13 protein-coding genes are annotated in these 16,645 nt (G+C 64.0%); all 13 read right to left on the bottom strand.

The annotated features are described in order from the left end of the window. Positions 1-21: 21 nt before the first annotated feature. Positions 22-1,065: an esterase/lipase family protein gene (locus tag D3654_RS07780; protein WP_205571756.1), complete on the bottom strand. Its 1,044-nt coding sequence runs from the start codon at positions 1,063-1,065 to the stop codon at positions 22-24. A gap of 10 nt (positions 1,066-1,075) precedes the next feature. Continuing rightward, on the bottom strand, positions 1,076-1,348 hold the full coding sequence (locus tag D3654_RS20440) for a hypothetical protein (RefSeq protein ID WP_162943676.1): 273 nt from the start codon (positions 1,346-1,348) through the stop codon (positions 1,076-1,078). A gap of 51 nt (positions 1,349-1,399) precedes the next feature. Further along, the gene (locus D3654_RS07785) at positions 1,400-4,102 is read right to left on the bottom strand and encodes an aminotransferase class I/II-fold pyridoxal phosphate-dependent enzyme (protein WP_120520940.1); all 2,703 of its coding nucleotides are present in this window, start codon (positions 4,100-4,102) and stop codon (positions 1,400-1,402) included. 64 nt (positions 4,103-4,166) lie between these two features. Continuing rightward, a complete protein-coding gene (locus D3654_RS07790) occupies positions 4,167-5,255 on the bottom strand; it encodes a serine hydrolase domain-containing protein (protein ID WP_245413139.1) in 1,089 nt (362 codons plus the stop codon). Between the two features lie 179 nt (positions 5,256-5,434). Next, positions 5,435-7,072, bottom strand: coding sequence for a biotin carboxylase (locus tag D3654_RS07795; protein WP_205571757.1), 1,638 nt, complete (start codon positions 7,070-7,072; stop codon positions 5,435-5,437). A gap of 69 nt (positions 7,073-7,141) precedes the next feature. After that, positions 7,142-8,656: an amino acid permease gene (locus tag D3654_RS07800; protein WP_120520941.1), complete on the bottom strand. Its 1,515-nt coding sequence runs from the start codon at positions 8,654-8,656 to the stop codon at positions 7,142-7,144. Between the two features lie 66 nt (positions 8,657-8,722). After that, a complete protein-coding gene (locus tag D3654_RS07805) occupies positions 8,723-9,667 on the bottom strand; it encodes a glutaminase (protein ID WP_120520942.1) in 945 nt (314 codons plus the stop codon). Then, positions 9,664-11,262 carry a PucR family transcriptional regulator gene (locus D3654_RS07810; RefSeq protein ID WP_120520943.1) on the bottom strand — a complete coding sequence of 533 codons (1,599 nt, stop codon included), beginning with the start codon at positions 11,260-11,262 and terminating at the stop codon, positions 9,664-9,666. Before D3654_RS07810 ends, D3654_RS07805 begins: the two co-directional genes overlap by 4 nt. A 499-nt stretch (positions 11,263-11,761) precedes the next feature. Continuing rightward, positions 11,762-12,514, bottom strand: coding sequence for an SDR family oxidoreductase (locus tag D3654_RS07815; RefSeq protein WP_120520944.1), 753 nt, complete (start codon positions 12,512-12,514; stop codon positions 11,762-11,764). 72 nt (positions 12,515-12,586) lie between these two features. Beyond that, complete coding sequence (locus D3654_RS07820) at positions 12,587-13,927, bottom strand: MFS transporter (protein ID WP_120520945.1); 1,341 nt, start codon at positions 13,925-13,927, stop codon at positions 12,587-12,589. Positions 13,928-13,983: 56 nt separating this feature from the next. Further along, positions 13,984-14,997, bottom strand: a complete 1,014-nt coding sequence (locus tag D3654_RS07825; protein WP_120520946.1) for a 5-oxoprolinase subunit C family protein — start codon at positions 14,995-14,997, stop codon at positions 13,984-13,986. Next, positions 14,994-15,761, bottom strand: a complete 768-nt coding sequence (locus D3654_RS07830) for a 5-oxoprolinase subunit B family protein (protein ID WP_120520947.1) — start codon at positions 15,759-15,761, stop codon at positions 14,994-14,996. The genes D3654_RS07825 and D3654_RS07830 overlap by 4 nt, the downstream gene beginning before the upstream one ends. A gap of 1 nt (position 15,762) precedes the next feature. Further along, entirely contained in the window at positions 15,763-16,566 is an 804-nt protein-coding gene (locus tag D3654_RS07835) for a LamB/YcsF family protein (protein WP_120520948.1), read from the bottom strand. Positions 16,567-16,645: the final 79 nt, after the last annotated feature.

The raw sequence follows: 16,645 nt of genomic DNA on the forward strand, positions 1-16,645 counted from the left end.
TTGGACAGGCACCAGGTGCGGTCAGGGTTGGGCGTAGACGTAGGGCTTGAGGGCCGGTTCGGTTCCGACGTGCGGGTACGCGACGAGTTGGGCGAGGACGGTGTTCCAGAGGTCCACGTATTTGCCGGGGAACGTCAGCGGGTTGACGCCGGGCATGAGCAGTTTGGTGCAGGTGGAGGCCGGGGTCCTCGCAGGGTTTGCGGGTCCGTCGTGGCTGAGGGCGTCGACGGCGAGGGCGTAGGCGACCGGGTCGTAGGTGCCGGTGGCCAGGTGGTCGGCGGCGTTGAGCGGGCAGACATCCTGGAGGGCGACGTTGGTGATGGTGCCTGTGCCGCCGTGCAGTGACGTGGTCCCGGAGTCGTTGAGGTTGGGGGTGACGAACTGGTCGGTGTGGGAGTAGATGTCCGTGTAGGAAATCCCGGCGAAGGTTTCCTGGAAGGAATTCGTTGCCTGGGTGAAGGCGGAGTTGAACCGCTGCTGCTGCAGTGCCGGCGCGCACCCGGCGGCGCACATGCCGTCCACGGTCAGGCTGCCGTGGTTGGTGGCGCCGAGGGCCACGTAGTCATCGACCATGGCGCGGGTGTCAGGCCAGAACCGCAGCGCGAAGCGGGGAGCGAGGCCGCCTTGGCTGAACCCGAGGAGATCCACCTTCCGGCCGCTGATCGCGCGGACTTCCCGGATCGCGTTGACGATGTACTCGGCCGAGACCTGGATGTCGTTCATCGCGTCTTCGGGCAGGGCGACGGAGCAGTAGGGCCAGTTCAGCTTGTCCAGTGCCTGGAACCAGTTCCCGTCGTAATTCGATTCCGGGGTCAGTGTGGTTCCGGGAATCAGGAGCACCACGTCCCGTGTTGCGTTGCCGGCATTGGCCGTGCACTCGAGGCTGGCGTCCAGCAGATTCTGCGGCACCGAAAGCGCCGGGCCTGGCTGGTCGACCGGAGCGTACACGGGGTCGGCCGATGCGGGCGCGACCGATGAGACAGCCAGCATCGCAGCCGACATCCCGGCCACAACAATGCCCCGCATGGCCTTGCCCATGATTGATCCCTTTTCACTTCTCTTCATTCGAAATTCCTTACTCATTGCTGCCGAACACCCCTCTTACGGGTCGTTTTTCCTTGGGCTCCGCCACCGGCTGGTTCTGTGCCTCGTACTCGACCCATATTTCGAAGCCGTGGGCCGCTTCGAAGAGTGCCCTGCGATAGACCCCTTCGGGTGCGAGCCAGATAACGGAGGAGTCGGGCATGGCGTTGTCGACAAGTCCCGTTTGGACCTGTTCGCCCGAATGCCGGACCTCAACCCGTTTTCCTATCAGCTTTGTCCAATCCGATACGCGACGTTTTTTCACTGTCGAAGCCCCTGCGCTACGAGAGAGGTCATGCCTGATGAACCCCTTCTTCTAGTCTTTGAACACGAGATAGCCCTGATCCGGGTTGAAGCCATGGATCTCGCGGGTATCCAAGGCAGCCATGAAGTCCAGGGTCTGGGTGGTGATGACCTGGCCGGGGACCAGGATGGGAAATCCTGGCGGGTAGGGCGTGACGAAGCCCGCCGACACCACCTCGGTCCCGCTCCCGATCTGCGCCGAAAGCTCGTCGGGGGTGAGGTAGGCGGTTGCACCCGGACGATAGCTTTCAAAGAATGCCGACCGGATATCCCCGTCCGGCGTGGAAGCCCCTTTCCGGAACCGGGCCGCGAAATGGCTGAAGTCCGGCAACGGCGGCGTGGCTGCCTCCGGAGCGTGCGTCACCGCCGTCGGTCCGTTTCCGTTCAGCACACCGGGAGCCTCATTCTCGAATGTCTCTGCCAGTTTCACGAGAACCTCAATCAGATACGCCACGGCGCTGCGGCTGGTCCCGATGTTGGTCATGAAAAGCACGCTGTTGCGGGAGGTCTTGTTGACCTGGATGCCGTGTTTGTCCGCGAGGAACTGATGCCGGAAGGTATCGCCGTCGACGCCGGTGCGGCTGATGTCCAACGTCAGCCGGCTCGGGTCGACAACGAATTCATCGTGTTGCCAGGCGCGTTCGAAGGTTGAGTAGCCGTCCCGCAACGGCATGGGGCTGGTAGAGGCCCGGTACCGGGCCGGCACCAGGTCATGGGTTGTGAGGACCCGGAAGTATTTCTTCAGGAGGGCGTTCCGCGCCACTGCCTCAGCCAGGCTCGTGGCGAGGTCGGCCTGCCTTTGCACCAGGCCAAAACCTTCGAGCTCCACCTGGCGGCGTCCGATGTCCAGGGAGGCCAGAATCTGGTAATTCGGTGAGGTCGAGGTGTGCGTCATGTACGCTTCGCGGAACGATTCCTGATTCATCTCCCTGAAGTCCTGGTCGTGAACATGGATCATCGAGCCTTGGCGGAGCGATGTCAGGGTCTTGTGGGTGGATTGGGTGGCGTACACCCGAAGCCTGGCCTTCTTGGGATCCGGTATCAGCCGGGTGTTCAGCCAGAGCTCGTCGTCTGCATATTCGTTGGTCCCGGGATTCCGGAGAAGCGCTTCCTGTTTGGCGTGCCGGGCGCCGTAGGACGGATCACTGAAGGAGGACGCGAGCTTCCTCGCCGCTGCCATCGCGGTTCTCCGCCGGTAAACCGGATGGAATCCGGCGAAGGCGAACCATGCTTCATCCCAGAGGAAGACGAGATCCGGTTTGATGGCGAGGCATTCCTCCATGACCCGTTCGACGTCGTAGACGATGCCGTCGAACGTGCAGTTGGTCAGGGTGATCATCTTGACTTCGTCCAAACGACCTTCGCGGCGATAGTCCAGCAGCCGCTGTTTGATGCTTGCCAGCGGGACTGCCCCGTAAAAGGCATATTTATCCAGCGGGTACGCATCCAGGTAAGAAACCTGGGCACCGGCGAGGGCAAAGGCGTAGTGGTGGGACTTATGGCAGTTTCGATCGACCAGGACGATATCTCCGGGAGCAAGGATCGACTGATGCACGATCTTGTTCGCCGTCGATGTTCCGTTCGTAACGAAGTAGGTCCTCTCGGCCCCGAACGCACGTGCCGCCAAATCCTGCGCATGTTTGATGGACCCATGCGGATCCAACAGTGAGTCCAGACCGCCCGATGTTGCGGAGGTCTCGGCCAGCAGGAGGTTGAGTCCGTAGAAGTCGGCCATGTCGCGGATCCACGGGGAGCTGCCTACTGATCCTCCGCGGGAAATCGGCAAAGCATGGAACACGCTGGAGGGACGGCGGCTGTAGTTCTGGATAGCCGTAAAGAACGGTGTCTCGTAGCGTTCAGCGATGCCCGAGAGCAGCGACAAATGCAGGTCAAGGTGATCCTGCCTCCGGAAGATCCTCCTGAACCGGCGGGTGAGGGATCCGGCCAGCGTTTCAATGGAGACGCCTGCCACCAAATACACGTCAAGCTCCGGACGAAGTTCGGAGATTCGTTCGGACAGATTGAGGATGCGTTCGATCGGACGCATCCCCTCAAGCCGCTCACTGACGTGGTCCGCAAGGAAATTGCGCAGGTCCCGGCCCAGGGGCTGCTTGCTGGCGACCTGGAAGCCGGGCCTGAGGATGCAGGCCTGAATGTCGCGGTTGAGCAGCAAGGCCACAAGCGCGTCCTCATAGCTCGGGACCACCGTTACTTCATAGTGAAATGAGTCGGTCGGCCGCCGCTGGGCGTACATGTCGGACTTGAGCGCCTCCGCCTCCTGGTCCGTGATGTCATCCACAAGAAGAACCTCAAACCGGGGCCTGGAGACGCTCTCGCGTCCGTCCGCGGTTTCCGGCTCATACCCCTCCTGCGTCGCTCGGCTGTTCCTCTGGGCTTCAGCCTGGGACCCGGAAGACGGCAGGTGTTGTGCCACCGATGCCAGCAAATCCACGGCAGCCTGGAATTCACCGGACGTCACGGCCTCGTCAAGCCTCGCCACTGTAACCACCCCGGGAGCTGCCCAGTACGGTTCAACCGCCTTCAGCAGGCCCAGCGCCCTCCGAACCTGGTCCTGCAAGCTGGCTTGGGAAGGTTTGGCAGAACTTCCCATGTTCAGCTGCTTCAGGGCATACCCAAGGAATTCCCAGGCGTCGGCCCGGACGCGCCAGGCCCGGCTGGGGGTCTTCGTTTCCTTGCCGGATGTTTCGTTTGTCATATCTGTTTCCGTGTTTCTGGTTCTCGAAATGGCTGTCCGTCTCCCGGGCAGCAGGAACGGTGGGCTAATGGGCTTGTTCCCGAAGCCCGGCGGTGTCCGCGGCCAGGGCGGCCGACATGGCATCGAAAGCGCCCAAAGTTGAGAAGAGCTTCAGTGCGTCCTGGGGCAGCGGCCAGCTGGACAGCTTCGCCGCGACAACCCGCGCGGGGCGGTTGATGTAGATCATTTGGCCGTGGATGCCCAGGCACAGCAACACATCGTTGCCCGGGTAGGGGAACCAGATCTGGTTACGGTACATGCCCCCGGGCATCCGGTTGTCTCCCGGACTGTAGAGGAAGGCTTCCCTGGAGTCGGCTGCGCCGTCGAGCGTCTCTGCGATCCAGCCCGGCGACAGGATCCGCTCATTCGTCAGCGAAACGCCGTCGTTAAGGAAGACCGAACCAAACCGGAGCATGTCCCGCAGTCCCGCGTTGATCCCTCCGTCAAACATGCCGGTGCCCACGGGGTCCGTGCCTATCGTTGCGTCGAACTCGGCGCCGATCCGGCTCCAGAGGAGCCGGGACATCAGCTGGGGCATCGGCTCCCCCGCAGCCGCTTCACAAACCCAGCCAAGGACGTCGGTTTCACAGGAGCGGTATTCGAAGACTCCTCCGTGGAAGGTCTTTTGCCGCAGGGTCTGGAGATACCCGTAGAGCGTGGAAGGCAGCCCCGGGTCCATTCGTGGTGCCCAGCTAATGGCTTCCTCGAGGAGCCGGACTTCCGCAAAAGGATCGAGGTAGTTCTCCGAGAACGCAATGCCGGATCGCATATCCAACAGATTCCGGACCGTGGCACCGGCGTATCCCGACCCCGCCAAAGCCGGAACGTAGGCAGTCACCAGGGCGTCGACGTCGAGGACTCCGCCCCCTGACAAAGCACCGGCAACAGCCCCGACCAGTGTCTTACTGACCGACATCAGAAGGTGCGACGAACCAGCGGTCATGCCCCCTGAATATTCTTCCGCTACGAGGTTCCCTTCATGCAGGACCGCCCAACCGTCCGTATTGGTGGCATCCATGATTTCGCGGACTGTTGCCGGCACCCCGCCGTGCGACGGCGCCACGCGGATGCCGTCCAGGGCGGCACCCCGGGGCTGTGCCTGGAGAACCGCCACCGGCCCACTTCCACGGGATATGACAGCCGTGGGCAGGAAATCGGCCATGTGCTGGAAACTCCAATGCAAATACTGGGCTGACTGCCAGTTTTCCAGATTCATGCCTGCCGGGAATCCGGTTTCAGCTTCGTCGGCCATCCGTCCTGCTGACTCCATCGATCCTGTACCTGAAAGAGCTATCACCGGGACTTCACGCCCTGGGACGGCTTCGGCTCGGCGGCATCGGCAAGCGCAACTCCGAGGTAGCGCGAACGTATCGAGTCGATGAGGTGGCGTGCGCGGATGGTCAACGATGATTGGCCGTTGTTGTCGCGTTGCAGGCGTCCCTTCGTGACCAGAACGCCCAGGTCCGCGCCTTTCCACCGGTAGTCCCCCGGGCCGTAAATGCGCAGGAAGAAGGCCTCCGATTCGTCCTTGAGCTGGTGCCAGTCAAGTGCCGCTCGCCTGAAAACCAGCGCGCCGGTGGCGTCCAGGAAGTACTGGCCGGTGGGCGGGGTTTCCAGGAGTTGCTCCACGATCGGAGACGTTTCCTTGATGATCATTTGGCTCCACGTGTCTCCGCCGGCCAGGTCTTCCCAACGCTGGTTGATCTCATCGACGTCCAGGACGAAATCGACGTCCATGTATTCGAGCAGGTGGAAGAGGAACAGCGGGATGTCAGCATAAGCACCGGCGGTGACGTTGGTGATCGCGGAGGCACCGCTGATCCGGGGATTCAGTTCACCCAGGTAGACCTCGTCTTCGTCGGTGTCGATGAGTACGTCGACTTCAAAGAATCCGCGGTAGCCCTCTTCGCCTAGCCGGTCGCCGAGCCGCCGTACAAGCTCGGTTGCTTTGGCCCTTTGGCCGGGGGTCAGGACTGCGGAGTGCATTTCGTTCCCGCACCAACCACCCCGGTACGGGGTGAGCTCTGCATACCCGGTCAGCTCGGTCAGGAACGGTCCGACGACGGTGCCGCACCGCGTGATGACGGCCTCGACGGCGACGGGCAGGTTATTGATCCTGCGCATCACCTTCAGCTCCTGGCCGACGATGTCCTCCTTGTTCCTGTCCCAGTCCGCTTCGGAGGAGATGAAGAACGTTGTCTTTCCGGAATCCCCGTACGGTGTCTGGACCACGAGGTCCCCACCCAGGCCGGCAGCCCCGGCCGCCTCGACAAGTTCGTCCCAGCTGTCGGCGGTGGTCAGGACGTTGGGGACACTTGGCGCCCCAGCCTCGTTGCCCAGTTGTGTGGTGACGATCTTCGAGTCGAGGCGTTCCCGCAAGCTCGCAGGGGGCAGGATAAGGTCGTAGCCGAGTTCGGCGCAGATCGCTTCGGTTTCTTCGTTGAAGAACACCATCGCCACCTTGGGCCGGACGCCTGGGAGAAGGCCTCGCGCCATGTGCGCGCGGACTTCGGGGTTGTTCAAGAGCCAGTTGTTGATCGCCTCGCCGTCTTCGAATTCGTGGTACGGCTTGTATGAGGGCGAGAAGACCTTGGGGTGGGCCCCGTCCCATGCGTCGTAGTAGGTCACGTATGAGAAATTCCGCACCCAGCGGTCCAGGCCGAGCAGGTTGAAGGGCGTTGCCCCGATGAAGAACACCGGCACATCATTGGTCCGGAAGAAATGCCGGACTTCGGAGATGTTCTTCAGACCGCGCCCGGATGCCGGCCTCGGGACGGCTGCAGCAAACGCGGCATCCGTGCCGACGCTGATTGCCGGCGTTTCGTCTGCGGCGACCTGCTGGGAAATCGCCGCTGCAGGAGCGGCGGCCCTCGCAGCAATTGTCGCCGGGGTGGGAGTCTTGCTTCCTGCGCCGATGGGCGTGTGCTTCATGGTGTTACCTCTTGTGGGTTGGGAGTGGGATTTGGGACGAGGACCGGCTGTTCTTTGGGAGTCCGTTTGCTACCTGACGCTTTGCCGGTTGGCTATCACCGGGGCTTCGCCTGTGTAGCCATCCCTGGCTGCCGCAATCTCATGGATCTGCTTGCGGCACAGGTACCAGCCGAGGACCATCAGGGCGCAGGCGATAACGGTGACCACCATGGTGAGCGGGGAATCAATGAAGACGATGACGAGGATGCCCGCCAGGAAGAGCAAGGCAAGGTAGCCGGTGTACGGGGCACCGAACATCCGGAAGGCCGGACGCTGGAGCCAGCCCCTGTCCGCCCAGCGCTTGAGCTGAATCTGGCACAGGACGATGGAGGCCCACATCACGATGATTCCCACAGCCGCCACGTGGAGGACGATTTCGAAAGCTTCGTGCGGGACGAGGTAGTTCAACGGAACACCGAGCAGGGAGACTCCGGCGGTGATGGCGATGCCGCCGTACGGAACGCCGGCTTTGTTCATGCGCTGGGCGAACTTCGGCGCCGACCCAGCCATGGACATGGAACGCAGGATCCGGCCCGTGGAGTAGAGGCCCGCGTTCAGTGAAGACAGTGCCGCGGTGAGGACCACGAGGTTCATGATCACGTCCACCCCTTGGACGCCGATGGAACCGAAGAACGTCACGAACGGACTGACACCCTTTTCATACGAGGTGTACGGGAGGAGGAGCACCAGCAGCAGGACCGAACCGACGTAGAACAGGCCGATCCGGTAGACGACGGAGTTGATGGCCTTGGGCATGATCTTTTCGGGGGCCTCCGTCTCGCCCGCAGCGGTGCCCACGAGCTCGATTCCGGCGTAGGCGAACAGCACACCCTGCATGACGAGGATCATGGCGAGCAGGCCGTTGGGCAACATTCCGCCGTTGTCCGCGATGAGGCTGAAACCGACCTCCTGGCCATTGACGGGGGTACCGAAAATGACGAAGTAGGTGCCAACGAGCAGGAACGCCACAAGCGCAGCGACTTTGACCAAGGAGAACCAGAACTCAAGTTCGCCGAACACCTTCACGGAAACAAGGTTCAGGCTGAGGACCACAATCAGTGCGATGAGGGCCCACGCCCACTGCGGGACCGCGCCCATCCAAGGGACGTATTTGCCGAAGAAATTCATGTACAGCGCCGCGGCGGTGGTATCCACGATGGTGGCCATGGCCCAGTTGATCCAGTAGAACCAGCCCACGACGTAGGCGGTCTTCTCGCCGAAGAACTCCCGGGCGTAGGAGACGAAGGACCCCGACGACGGGCGGTGCAGAACGAGTTCGCCGAGAGCGCGGAGGATCAGGAAAGCGAAGAAACCGCACACTGCATACGCCACGACCAATGAAGGCCCCGCTATATGAAGGCGGCCGCCGGCGCCCAGGAACAGTCCCGTGCCGATGGCGCCGCCGATGGCGATCATCTGGATCTGGCGGGCTTTAAGGCCCTTGTGGTAGCCCGCTTCCTCAGCGTGGATAAGCGAGTCCGAGGCGTGTGCGTGACCGCCGTCGGTCACGTGACCGTCTCTCTGGTCACTTGTGTCGATGGACATGTGATTCCTTTCGTTTGTTTCAACATTTGGGCGCGGCTGAACCGCGTGAAACCACGGCAGGCGCGATCAGAACACCGACCAACCGGTGCGGTCCGTGAGGTCCGCGAGCGCCGCCATTCCGGCCAGCGAGTTGCCCTTGGAATCCAGCCTTGGACTCCAAACGCAGATGGAGCATTCTCCGGGGACGATGATCAGGATTCCGCCGCCGACCCCGCTCTTTCCCGGAAGCCCGACCCGATAGGCGAACTCGCCGGCGGCGTCGTACATGCCGCAGGTCAGCATGATGGAGCAGATACGTTTCGCTTGGTCCCTGGAGACAACAGAACCGGAGACTCCTTGTCCGCCGCGCGCCAGGAAGAGCCCGGCCTTCGCCGTTTGTTCGCAGGTCATCATCACGGAGCACTGCCTGGTGTAGGACTCGACCACCGCCTGGGCCGGGTGGCGCAAGTTGCCGAAGTCCTTCAGGAAATGCGCGAGGGCAAGATTGCGGTTGCCGTTGGCGAACTCATTTTGTGCCGCCGCTTCGTCGATATAGGGCCCGGACCCGGCAGCGGACTCCCCCACCTGTTCGGCGAGGAAACGCACGAAGTGATCCGCCCCGTCGGGGAAGCTTTCCATCAGGTGGTCCGTCACCACCAGAGCACCGGGATTGATGAAGGGGTTGCGGGGAATCCCGTGTTCGACTTCAAGCTGGACCAAGGAATTGAAAGCAGTTCCCGAAGGCTCGCGAAGGACCCGGGACCAAAGCGAGTCTTGCTCGTCGGCGCCCAGTGCCATGGCCAGGGTGAAGACCTTGGAAATGCTCTGTATCGAGAACGGGATGCCGGCATCGCCGGCGCTGAACATCTCACCCTCGGTGGTGGCGACGGCGATCCCGAACCGGTCGAACGGCGGCGCGGCCAGATGCGGAATGCTGGCTGGGACGGAGCCACGCTCAGTCCGCGGCCGGTGCGTCCGGACAATGTCGTCAAGCACGGGTCCGAGCGGAGGAGAATCGATTACTGTTGTCATTTCTTTTCCGCTTGCTCCTTGTACCTGTTCGCCCACTCCTGGACATGAAGCAGGGCGACCAAAGAATGGCGCGGATCAGTGAAGTCCAGGCCGGTAATCCGCCCGGCCTTGCTGATCCGGTAGTAGACGGTGTTCTTGTGCAGGTTCATGCGGTGCGCGCATGCAGCCACGTCCAGTGAGACGTCGAAGTACACGCGAAGCGTCTCGGCCAGATCACTGTCGTCACGAAGGAGGGTCCAGAGCGCACGGTGGCGAAAGGTGGAGGCGGTGAAGCACGCCACTGCATCGTGGAGGAGGATCTCTGCCTCGAAATCGTCTTCGGTGGCCACCAAGGAGTCCCCTTCGCGGCGCAGGCAGCCCAGTAAGGCCTCAGCCTTTGCCGTCGTCGAGTGAACCGACAACAGGTCGGTGGCAACTGGCCCGACTGCTGCAAACGGGGCGACCCCCAGGTGTTTGCTCGCATCATTGACGATGGCTTCTGCCAGGCTTCGGAGGCCGGCCTTTGCGTTCTTCGGCTGCAGTCCGGGGACAATGACAGCGGTATCTCCCTTGAATTGCCCGACGATGGCTGAGGCTTTGTAGGCTGCCGCATGGATGGAAGCCAGGTTGGCAAGTTCGCCGTGCTTCAGTGCCGCATCGTCGGCCTGGGCGGCCTCTGCGGACATTCCTATGAGGATCAGGGCCGCGGGAAGATCCGCGGGCAGCTTCTCGCTGTGGGCAGTGGCCGCGGCCTCCGCCGGGCCGGACAGGATACGGACGATCCGGTCCTCCCGCATCGGTACCGCCTGGTGGTTGCGGTACCGGATCAGTTCGGCAGCCGCCCGCGTTGCCGAGCCGGTCAGAACATACTCAACGTCCTCACCAAAGCCCTCGCCGGTTTCCTGAAGCCAGATGTAGCCCATGATGCGGTGGCCTGCGAACAATGCAATCGCAACGCGTTCCCGCAAGCCGTCCTGCGGCCTGGCAGGCACGCGAACGGTCGCGCGGGTTCGATGCAGCTCACGGTAGGCGCCGAGGTCCTTCAGCAGCAGTTCGTATTTGCGCGGACCCCGCCGCGCCAGGATCGATGCCTTGCGGAGTTCATCGATGTCATTGCACACCGTGGAGTAGGCGAGCACCTTGTTGGCGGCGTCCTCAATGACCACATGGCTGGACGTCAGGCGGGCGGTCGTTTGGGCTATCGCAAAAAGATCCTCCTCGAGCAGCGTCAGAACTTCGCTCTGGTAGCTGCGCGGCCGGATCCTGGCATTGGCAATGGAAACAAACCGGTCCCAGTCCGTCTCCGGATCAACCAGCAGGAGCCCGGCACCCGTATCCCTCAGGAGTTCTTCTGCTTCCGCCACGTCCTCGGGCCGGCCTTTGACGGCGAGGACCAACGGCGGGTTGGCAAGAAGCCTGCGAACAGCGGGCAAGACCGAGCGTCCGCGCACTCCGACCAGTAGAACCAATGCTGCCCGGACATCCCGCATCTCGTCATCCGCGTCAACGATCAGCAACCGCTCAACCCGATGGCTGGCGCAGGTCGGGTGAAGAATGAGTCTGGCGCAACCCGGCGGGAGATCCGACAGGATGTCGTCCACAGTAGCTGTCACCATGGGCTTCCTTCTGACAGTGCAGTCCGGACGGCACTGTCCGGACTCACAACGTTACTTAGAACACATTCCGTGTTTTTGTGTCCCGGATCTAAACTTTTTGGCTCATTTTCGGTCCGCGTACCAAAGCGCCCCAGACGGTCGAGGCGCGACGATGTGACGAGGACCTTGGTCCCGCACGATCACCCACAAGCCTGTCCGGCTGTCCGGCTGTCTGACAGGTTGGCATGCATTGAGAATCGCAGCCCCATTTGTGGGGGTCAAGATATTTCTGAAGATGTCTCGCCCGCGGCTCGTCACAAAGGAGAACGCCATCGCCTTGCTGCGCCAGACCGCCGTCGCGCATTGAAAGCGCCGCTTAAACGGGCGCCGCCGGCCACGAAACGGGAGTGTGGCCGGCGGCTTGTATGTCCGGTGGAGGAAGTGCGGTATCCACCGGAATTTATGGACCCGGACAAAGATCCGGGTGGGAACGGGGGTCAGGGCGATGCTGCCCCGGCGCTTAGGCGCGCCGGTCGAACACCAGGCCACCCGGAACCTGGAAGGTGGGCATGATCTCCAGCATGCCCACGTTCACGTGCCGGGGAGTGTCCACGGCGTAGTCGAGGGCATCCACGATGTCGCCGGTGGTCAGCGACTCGTAGCCTTCGTAGTACGTCTTCCACGCCTCTTCCATGGCCTCCGGGGTACCGCCCATGTTCCGGCCGAAGATCTCGGTCTCCACCCGGCCTGGGCAGATTTCCGTGACCCGGATGCGCTTGCCCACGGTGTCGTTGCGGAGCTGGCGCGAGATCTGGTGAACGGCTGCCTTGGTGGCGTGGTACACCGTGTGTCCGTAGAAGTTGTAGGTGCCGGCGATCGAGCTGATGTTGACGATGTGGCCGAGGTCCCGCTCCACCATGCCCGGAAGCACCAACCGGGTCAGTTGGAGGAGGCCGCGGAGGTTCACGTCAATCAGTTCGTCGATGTCCGACTCGGACGAATCCAGGATGTTCCCGGGGCGGGAGACACCGGCGCAGTTCACCAGGACGTCCACCTCCAGGCCTTCCAGTTCCGCAGCGACGGCGGCCGTGTCGGTCAGGTCCACTGCATGCGGGATGGCCCCGGTGCGGTCGGCCAGTTCCTTGAGCCGGTCGTCGTTGCGGGCAAAGGCGTGGACCGTCAGGCCGCGCTTGGCGAGGCGTTCGGCGATGGCCGCGCCCATGCCGGTGGACGCGCCGGTCACCACTGCGGTGGTGTAGTCAGAGAAGGACATGGTTACTCCGGATGTCTTGGAAGGCGGCGCCGGACCCTCCCCGACGGGAGGACGGCACCGGATGGATTGGACTCAGGCGTCGCGCAGCGGCTCGTGGGCGCGGTCCTTGACCGTGCTGACCGCGGCGAGGGTGCCCAGGGCGGTGATGACGGCGTAGAAGGCCGGCATGTAGATGTTGCCCGTGCTGGAAATCAGCCAGGTCATGAGCAGCGGGGCGGTGCCGCCGAAGAGCGCGGAGGAGATGTTGTAGCCCAGGCCGTACGCCGAGTAGCGGACACGGGTGGGGAACAGTTCCACGATCAGGATGTGGATGACGGCGGTGTGGCCGGCGAACACCACTGCCATGAGGGAGGCGCCGAGGATGGCCAGCCCCATGTTGCCGGTGGCGATCAGCGCGTAGGCCGGGATGCCGACGATTGCCATGGCGATTGCTGCACCGGCGATGACCTTCTTACGTCCAACGCGGTCGGACAGGGCACCCATGAACGGGATGGCGATGCAGATGACCACGAGGCTGCAGGCGGTGACGATGAGGGCCTCGCCGATGGTGAAGTTGATCTGCTTGCCCTTGAGGAACGTGGGCATGTAGGAGAACAGAACGTAGTAGCCGGAGCCGTTCATCAGTGGGATGAACAGGGCCAGCAGCATGGCGCGGCGGTGCTCGGCGGACTTGAAGGCTTCCTTCAAGGGGTTCTTGGACAGGCCGCCCTCTTCCTTCAGCTTGGTGAAGTTCGGGGTGTCGGCGATCGCCTTGCGGATGTAGAAGCCGATGATGCCCATGGGGATGGCGACCAGGAACGGAACGCGCCAGGCGAAGGAACCGAAGCCGCCGCCGTCGATGGCTGCCTGGGTGAGCCACGGCGACATGGAGTAGGCAACCAGAGTGCCGGTCAGCAGGGCAGCGAAGGAGGCGATCTGGGCGTAGGAGGTGATGACGCCGCGCTTGCCTTCGGGAGCGTGCTCGGCCAGGAAGGTCATGGCGCCGGCGGCTTCGCCGCCCACGGAGAAGCCCTGGAGCATGCGCAGCAGGACCAGCAGGATGGGTGCCGCGATGCCGATCGCCGCGTAGGGCGGCAGCAGGCCGATGCCGGCGGTGGCCACGCTGATCAGCATGATCACGAAGACCAGGAGCTTTTGCCTGCCGATCCGGTCACCCAGGTAGCCACAGACCACGGCGCCCAGCGGACGCACGAAGAAGGACACCGCGTAGCCGGCGAACACGAACAGCAGGGCGTTGTCCGGGTTGCCGGGAGCGAGGAACACCAGGGCCAGGGTCCCTGCCATGAAGGCGAAGATGCCGTTGTCGTAGAGTTCCACGAAGATGCCGACACAGCCGGCAGTGACGACCTTGCGGGTCTGCCGGCCGGTCAGGTGTCCGGGCTGCGTGGACGCAGCGTTGGTGCTTGTTGACATGTGTTTTCCCTTGTTCTTTGGAGCGTAGCAAGGCCCCGTGACGGTGGCGAGGGGTTTCAGATGGCGAGGGCCGGTGGCAGTTCACGCCAACCGGGTTCGTCTCCGACGCCGAGAAGTTTGAAAACGGTGTTGACGGTTGTTCGGAGGGATTCGAGCTGCCGCATGGAGGCCCGGTAGGCCAGGGTCGCCTCGGCGACGGTGGTCTTCCGGAAACGGACAACATCCCCGGGCCGGGCCTGGGCCAGGACATGGAGTCCAAGGCTGGTGGCGACGGCCAGGACCGGGTACCCGGCAGTGACGCCGCGCCCCCGGTGCAGGACCAGGAGTTCCTCCCTGTTGGGGACTTCCACGGCGCCCACCGGGACACCGCGGGAGAGGACCTCCGCGTTGGACAACCGTTCCGGCAGTTCGCCGCCGAGCCGGAGTCCAATATGGTTGCTGCGTCCGCTCACCGTGTAGCCGGAGGCGAACAGCAGGTCTGCCGAGTCACCGAATTCGGCCACATCCGGGCCGTCGGTGACATCCACCACGAGTTCCGAACCCATCACGGGACGCTCAAGGCCCAGGCGGAACAGCGGGATGTCGAAGTAGGGCTGACGGAGCGGTGCGACACTGCGCTGGATGCCCAGCACGGTCCCTTCGCCCAGTTTCAAGCCGAAGCCGATCACGGTGTCCGGAGCGCAGCTGCCCATGAGCAGCGGCGCGTCGACGGAACCGTGGATGGCCAGGTAGGCCCGCAGCCCGGTGTGGATGCCGCGAATGGCCACGGCCTCCCCGGCGCGGACCGAAACAGGTTCCCACTGCGGCTGTTCCCGGCCACCGACCGTGAGGGTCAGCGGGGCTCCGGTGACGGCGATCAGGAAGTCCTGGTCCGCGCGCATCCGGAAGTCCAGCGCGGTCACCTCCAGCAGCGGAGCATTGTCCTCATTGCCGGCGAGGATGTTCGCGGCGCGGGCCGAGAACTGGTCCAGGGCGCCGTTGACCGGCAGGCCGAAGCGCGGTCCGCGGAAGCGGCCGAGGTCCGTGACCACGGAGTTTCCGGGCTGCTCGACAACGATGCGGCCGTTCACAGCGCCACCTCCGGATGGAGATCAGCCGGGTTGAGGGCCTCCAGGTGGCTGCCGACGTAATCGTTGAACTCTTCGTGGCTGATCGGGCGGAAGCGCAGGGTATCTCCGGGACGGTAAGGGACCAGCGGGTCCCGGCCGAGGTCGAGGACGGTGAGCGGGGTCTGGCCGATCACGCACCAGCCGCCGGGCGCCACCGCGGGGGCGATGACGGCCTGCCGGCCGGCCACGGCGATCGCGCCGGCGGGGACGCTGAGGCGCGGGTCCTTCAGGCGCGGCACGGGAAGCGGGAAGTCGGGGCCGTCCATCATGGGCGAACCGGCGGGGGCGCCCATGCAGCGGATCGTGTAGCTCTTGGCCGAGTGCAGGGCGATGACTTCGGCCACCGTGATTCCCTGCTGTTCGGCCACCTTTTCCAGGTCCGGGCCGAAGTCGCCGCCGTAGGCGACGGGCACTTCGAACTCGAGCGGCCCGCGGGCGGAGCTCCCGGCGAGGTCCAGCTGGCGCAGGCCGAGCTGGCGCAGGCCGAGCAGAACGTAGGCGCGCAGCTGCTTCGCGGAGACCACGGCGGGGTCGAACTCGACCAGCACGGAATCGTAGGTGGGGACGGCGCCGTGGAGGCCTTCGGCGTCGCAGGTGTCCAGCCAGCCGGCCAGCCGGTGCACGGTGTCCCAGTTGCGCTCGGGGTCCGCGGAGACGGCCACGACGCGGACGGCGGAATCGCCGGACTCGTGGATCTCGACGGCGGGGGTGGCGTTGGTGCTCATGTCAGGCTGCGTTCTGCGGGTTCCGCTTGGACCGGGCGGCGAGGACCTCGGCGAGCGGGGCGATGCGGACGCCGGCGGCGGTGAGTTCCTTGCGGATGAGCCGGGCGAGGGCGACGGCGCCGGGGTTGTCGCCGTGCAGCAGCACGGTGTCCGCCTGGATGGCGACGTCGGTGCCGGCCACTGTTTCGATGACTCCTTCGCAGACCATGCGGACGGTCCGTTCGACGATGACGGCGGGATCGTGCAGCACCGCGCCGGGCTGGCTGCGGGGAACGAGGGTGCCATCCGGCTGGTAGGCGCGATCCGCGATGCCGACGATCGCTACGCCGAGGCCGCGCTGTTCGGCGGCTCGGGCCAGTTCGCCGTCCTGCGCGAGGACAATCAGGGAGGGGTCGGCGCGGAAGGCGGCGTCAGCAACGGCGTCGGCGTAGTCGGCGCGGGTGGCGACGAGGTTGCCGAGGCGGCCGTGCGGGGCGATGTGGGAAACGCGGGTGCCGTGGTAGGCGGCGAAGGCGGAGAGGGCGCCGAGCTGGTAGAGGGTGTCGGTGCGGACTTCCTCCGCGGTGAGGTCCATGGCGCGCCGGCCGAAGCCGCGCAGGTCCGGGAAGCTGGGGTGGGCACCGATGCCGACGCCGCGGCGGACGCATTCGGCCACGGTGCGGTCCATGATGTCAGGGTCCCCGGCGTGGAAGCCGCAGGCGATATTCGCGCTGGAAACGATGTCCAGGAGCTCCTGGTCCTCGCCCAGGGTATATGCGCCGAATCCTTCTCCCAGATCCGCCACGAGATCGATCACGGCAGTCACGTTGTCCTCTTTCCTCGTGAATGTTGCAGGTATCACTTCCCCACACTTCGAGGGTTCCACCGTGACCACCCTCACGACA

This window comes from Arthrobacter celericrescens (genome assembly GCF_003614925.1).
Classification (GTDB): domain Bacteria; phylum Actinomycetota; class Actinomycetes; order Actinomycetales; family Micrococcaceae; genus Arthrobacter; species Arthrobacter celericrescens.

Excerpts from the sequence above, each read along its gene's own strand:
- D3654_RS07830 (WP_120520947.1), bottom strand. The coding sequence starts at position 15,761 with ATGAGCACCAACGCCACCCCCGCCGTCGAGATCCACGAGTCCGGCGAT.
- D3654_RS07805 (WP_120520942.1), bottom strand. The coding sequence starts at position 9,667 with ATGACAACAGTAATCGATTCTCCTCCGCTCGGACCCGTGCTTGACGAC.
- D3654_RS07780 (WP_205571756.1), bottom strand. The coding sequence starts at position 1,065 with ATGAAGAGAAGTGAAAAGGGATCAATCATGGGCAAGGCCATGCGGGGC.
- D3654_RS07810 (WP_120520943.1), bottom strand. The coding sequence starts at position 11,262 with ATGGTGACAGCTACTGTGGACGACATCCTGTCGGATCTCCCGCCGGGT.
- D3654_RS07820 (WP_120520945.1), bottom strand. The coding sequence starts at position 13,927 with ATGTCAACAAGCACCAACGCTGCGTCCACGCAGCCCGGACACCTGACC.
- D3654_RS07815 (WP_120520944.1), bottom strand. The coding sequence starts at position 12,514 with ATGTCCTTCTCTGACTACACCACCGCAGTGGTGACCGGCGCGTCCACC.
- D3654_RS07785 (WP_120520940.1), bottom strand. The coding sequence starts at position 4,102 with ATGACAAACGAAACATCCGGCAAGGAAACGAAGACCCCCAGCCGGGCC.
- D3654_RS07795 (WP_205571757.1), bottom strand. The coding sequence starts at position 7,072 with ATGAAGCACACGCCCATCGGCGCAGGAAGCAAGACTCCCACCCCGGCG.
- D3654_RS07800 (WP_120520941.1), bottom strand. The coding sequence starts at position 8,656 with ATGTCCATCGACACAAGTGACCAGAGAGACGGTCACGTGACCGACGGC.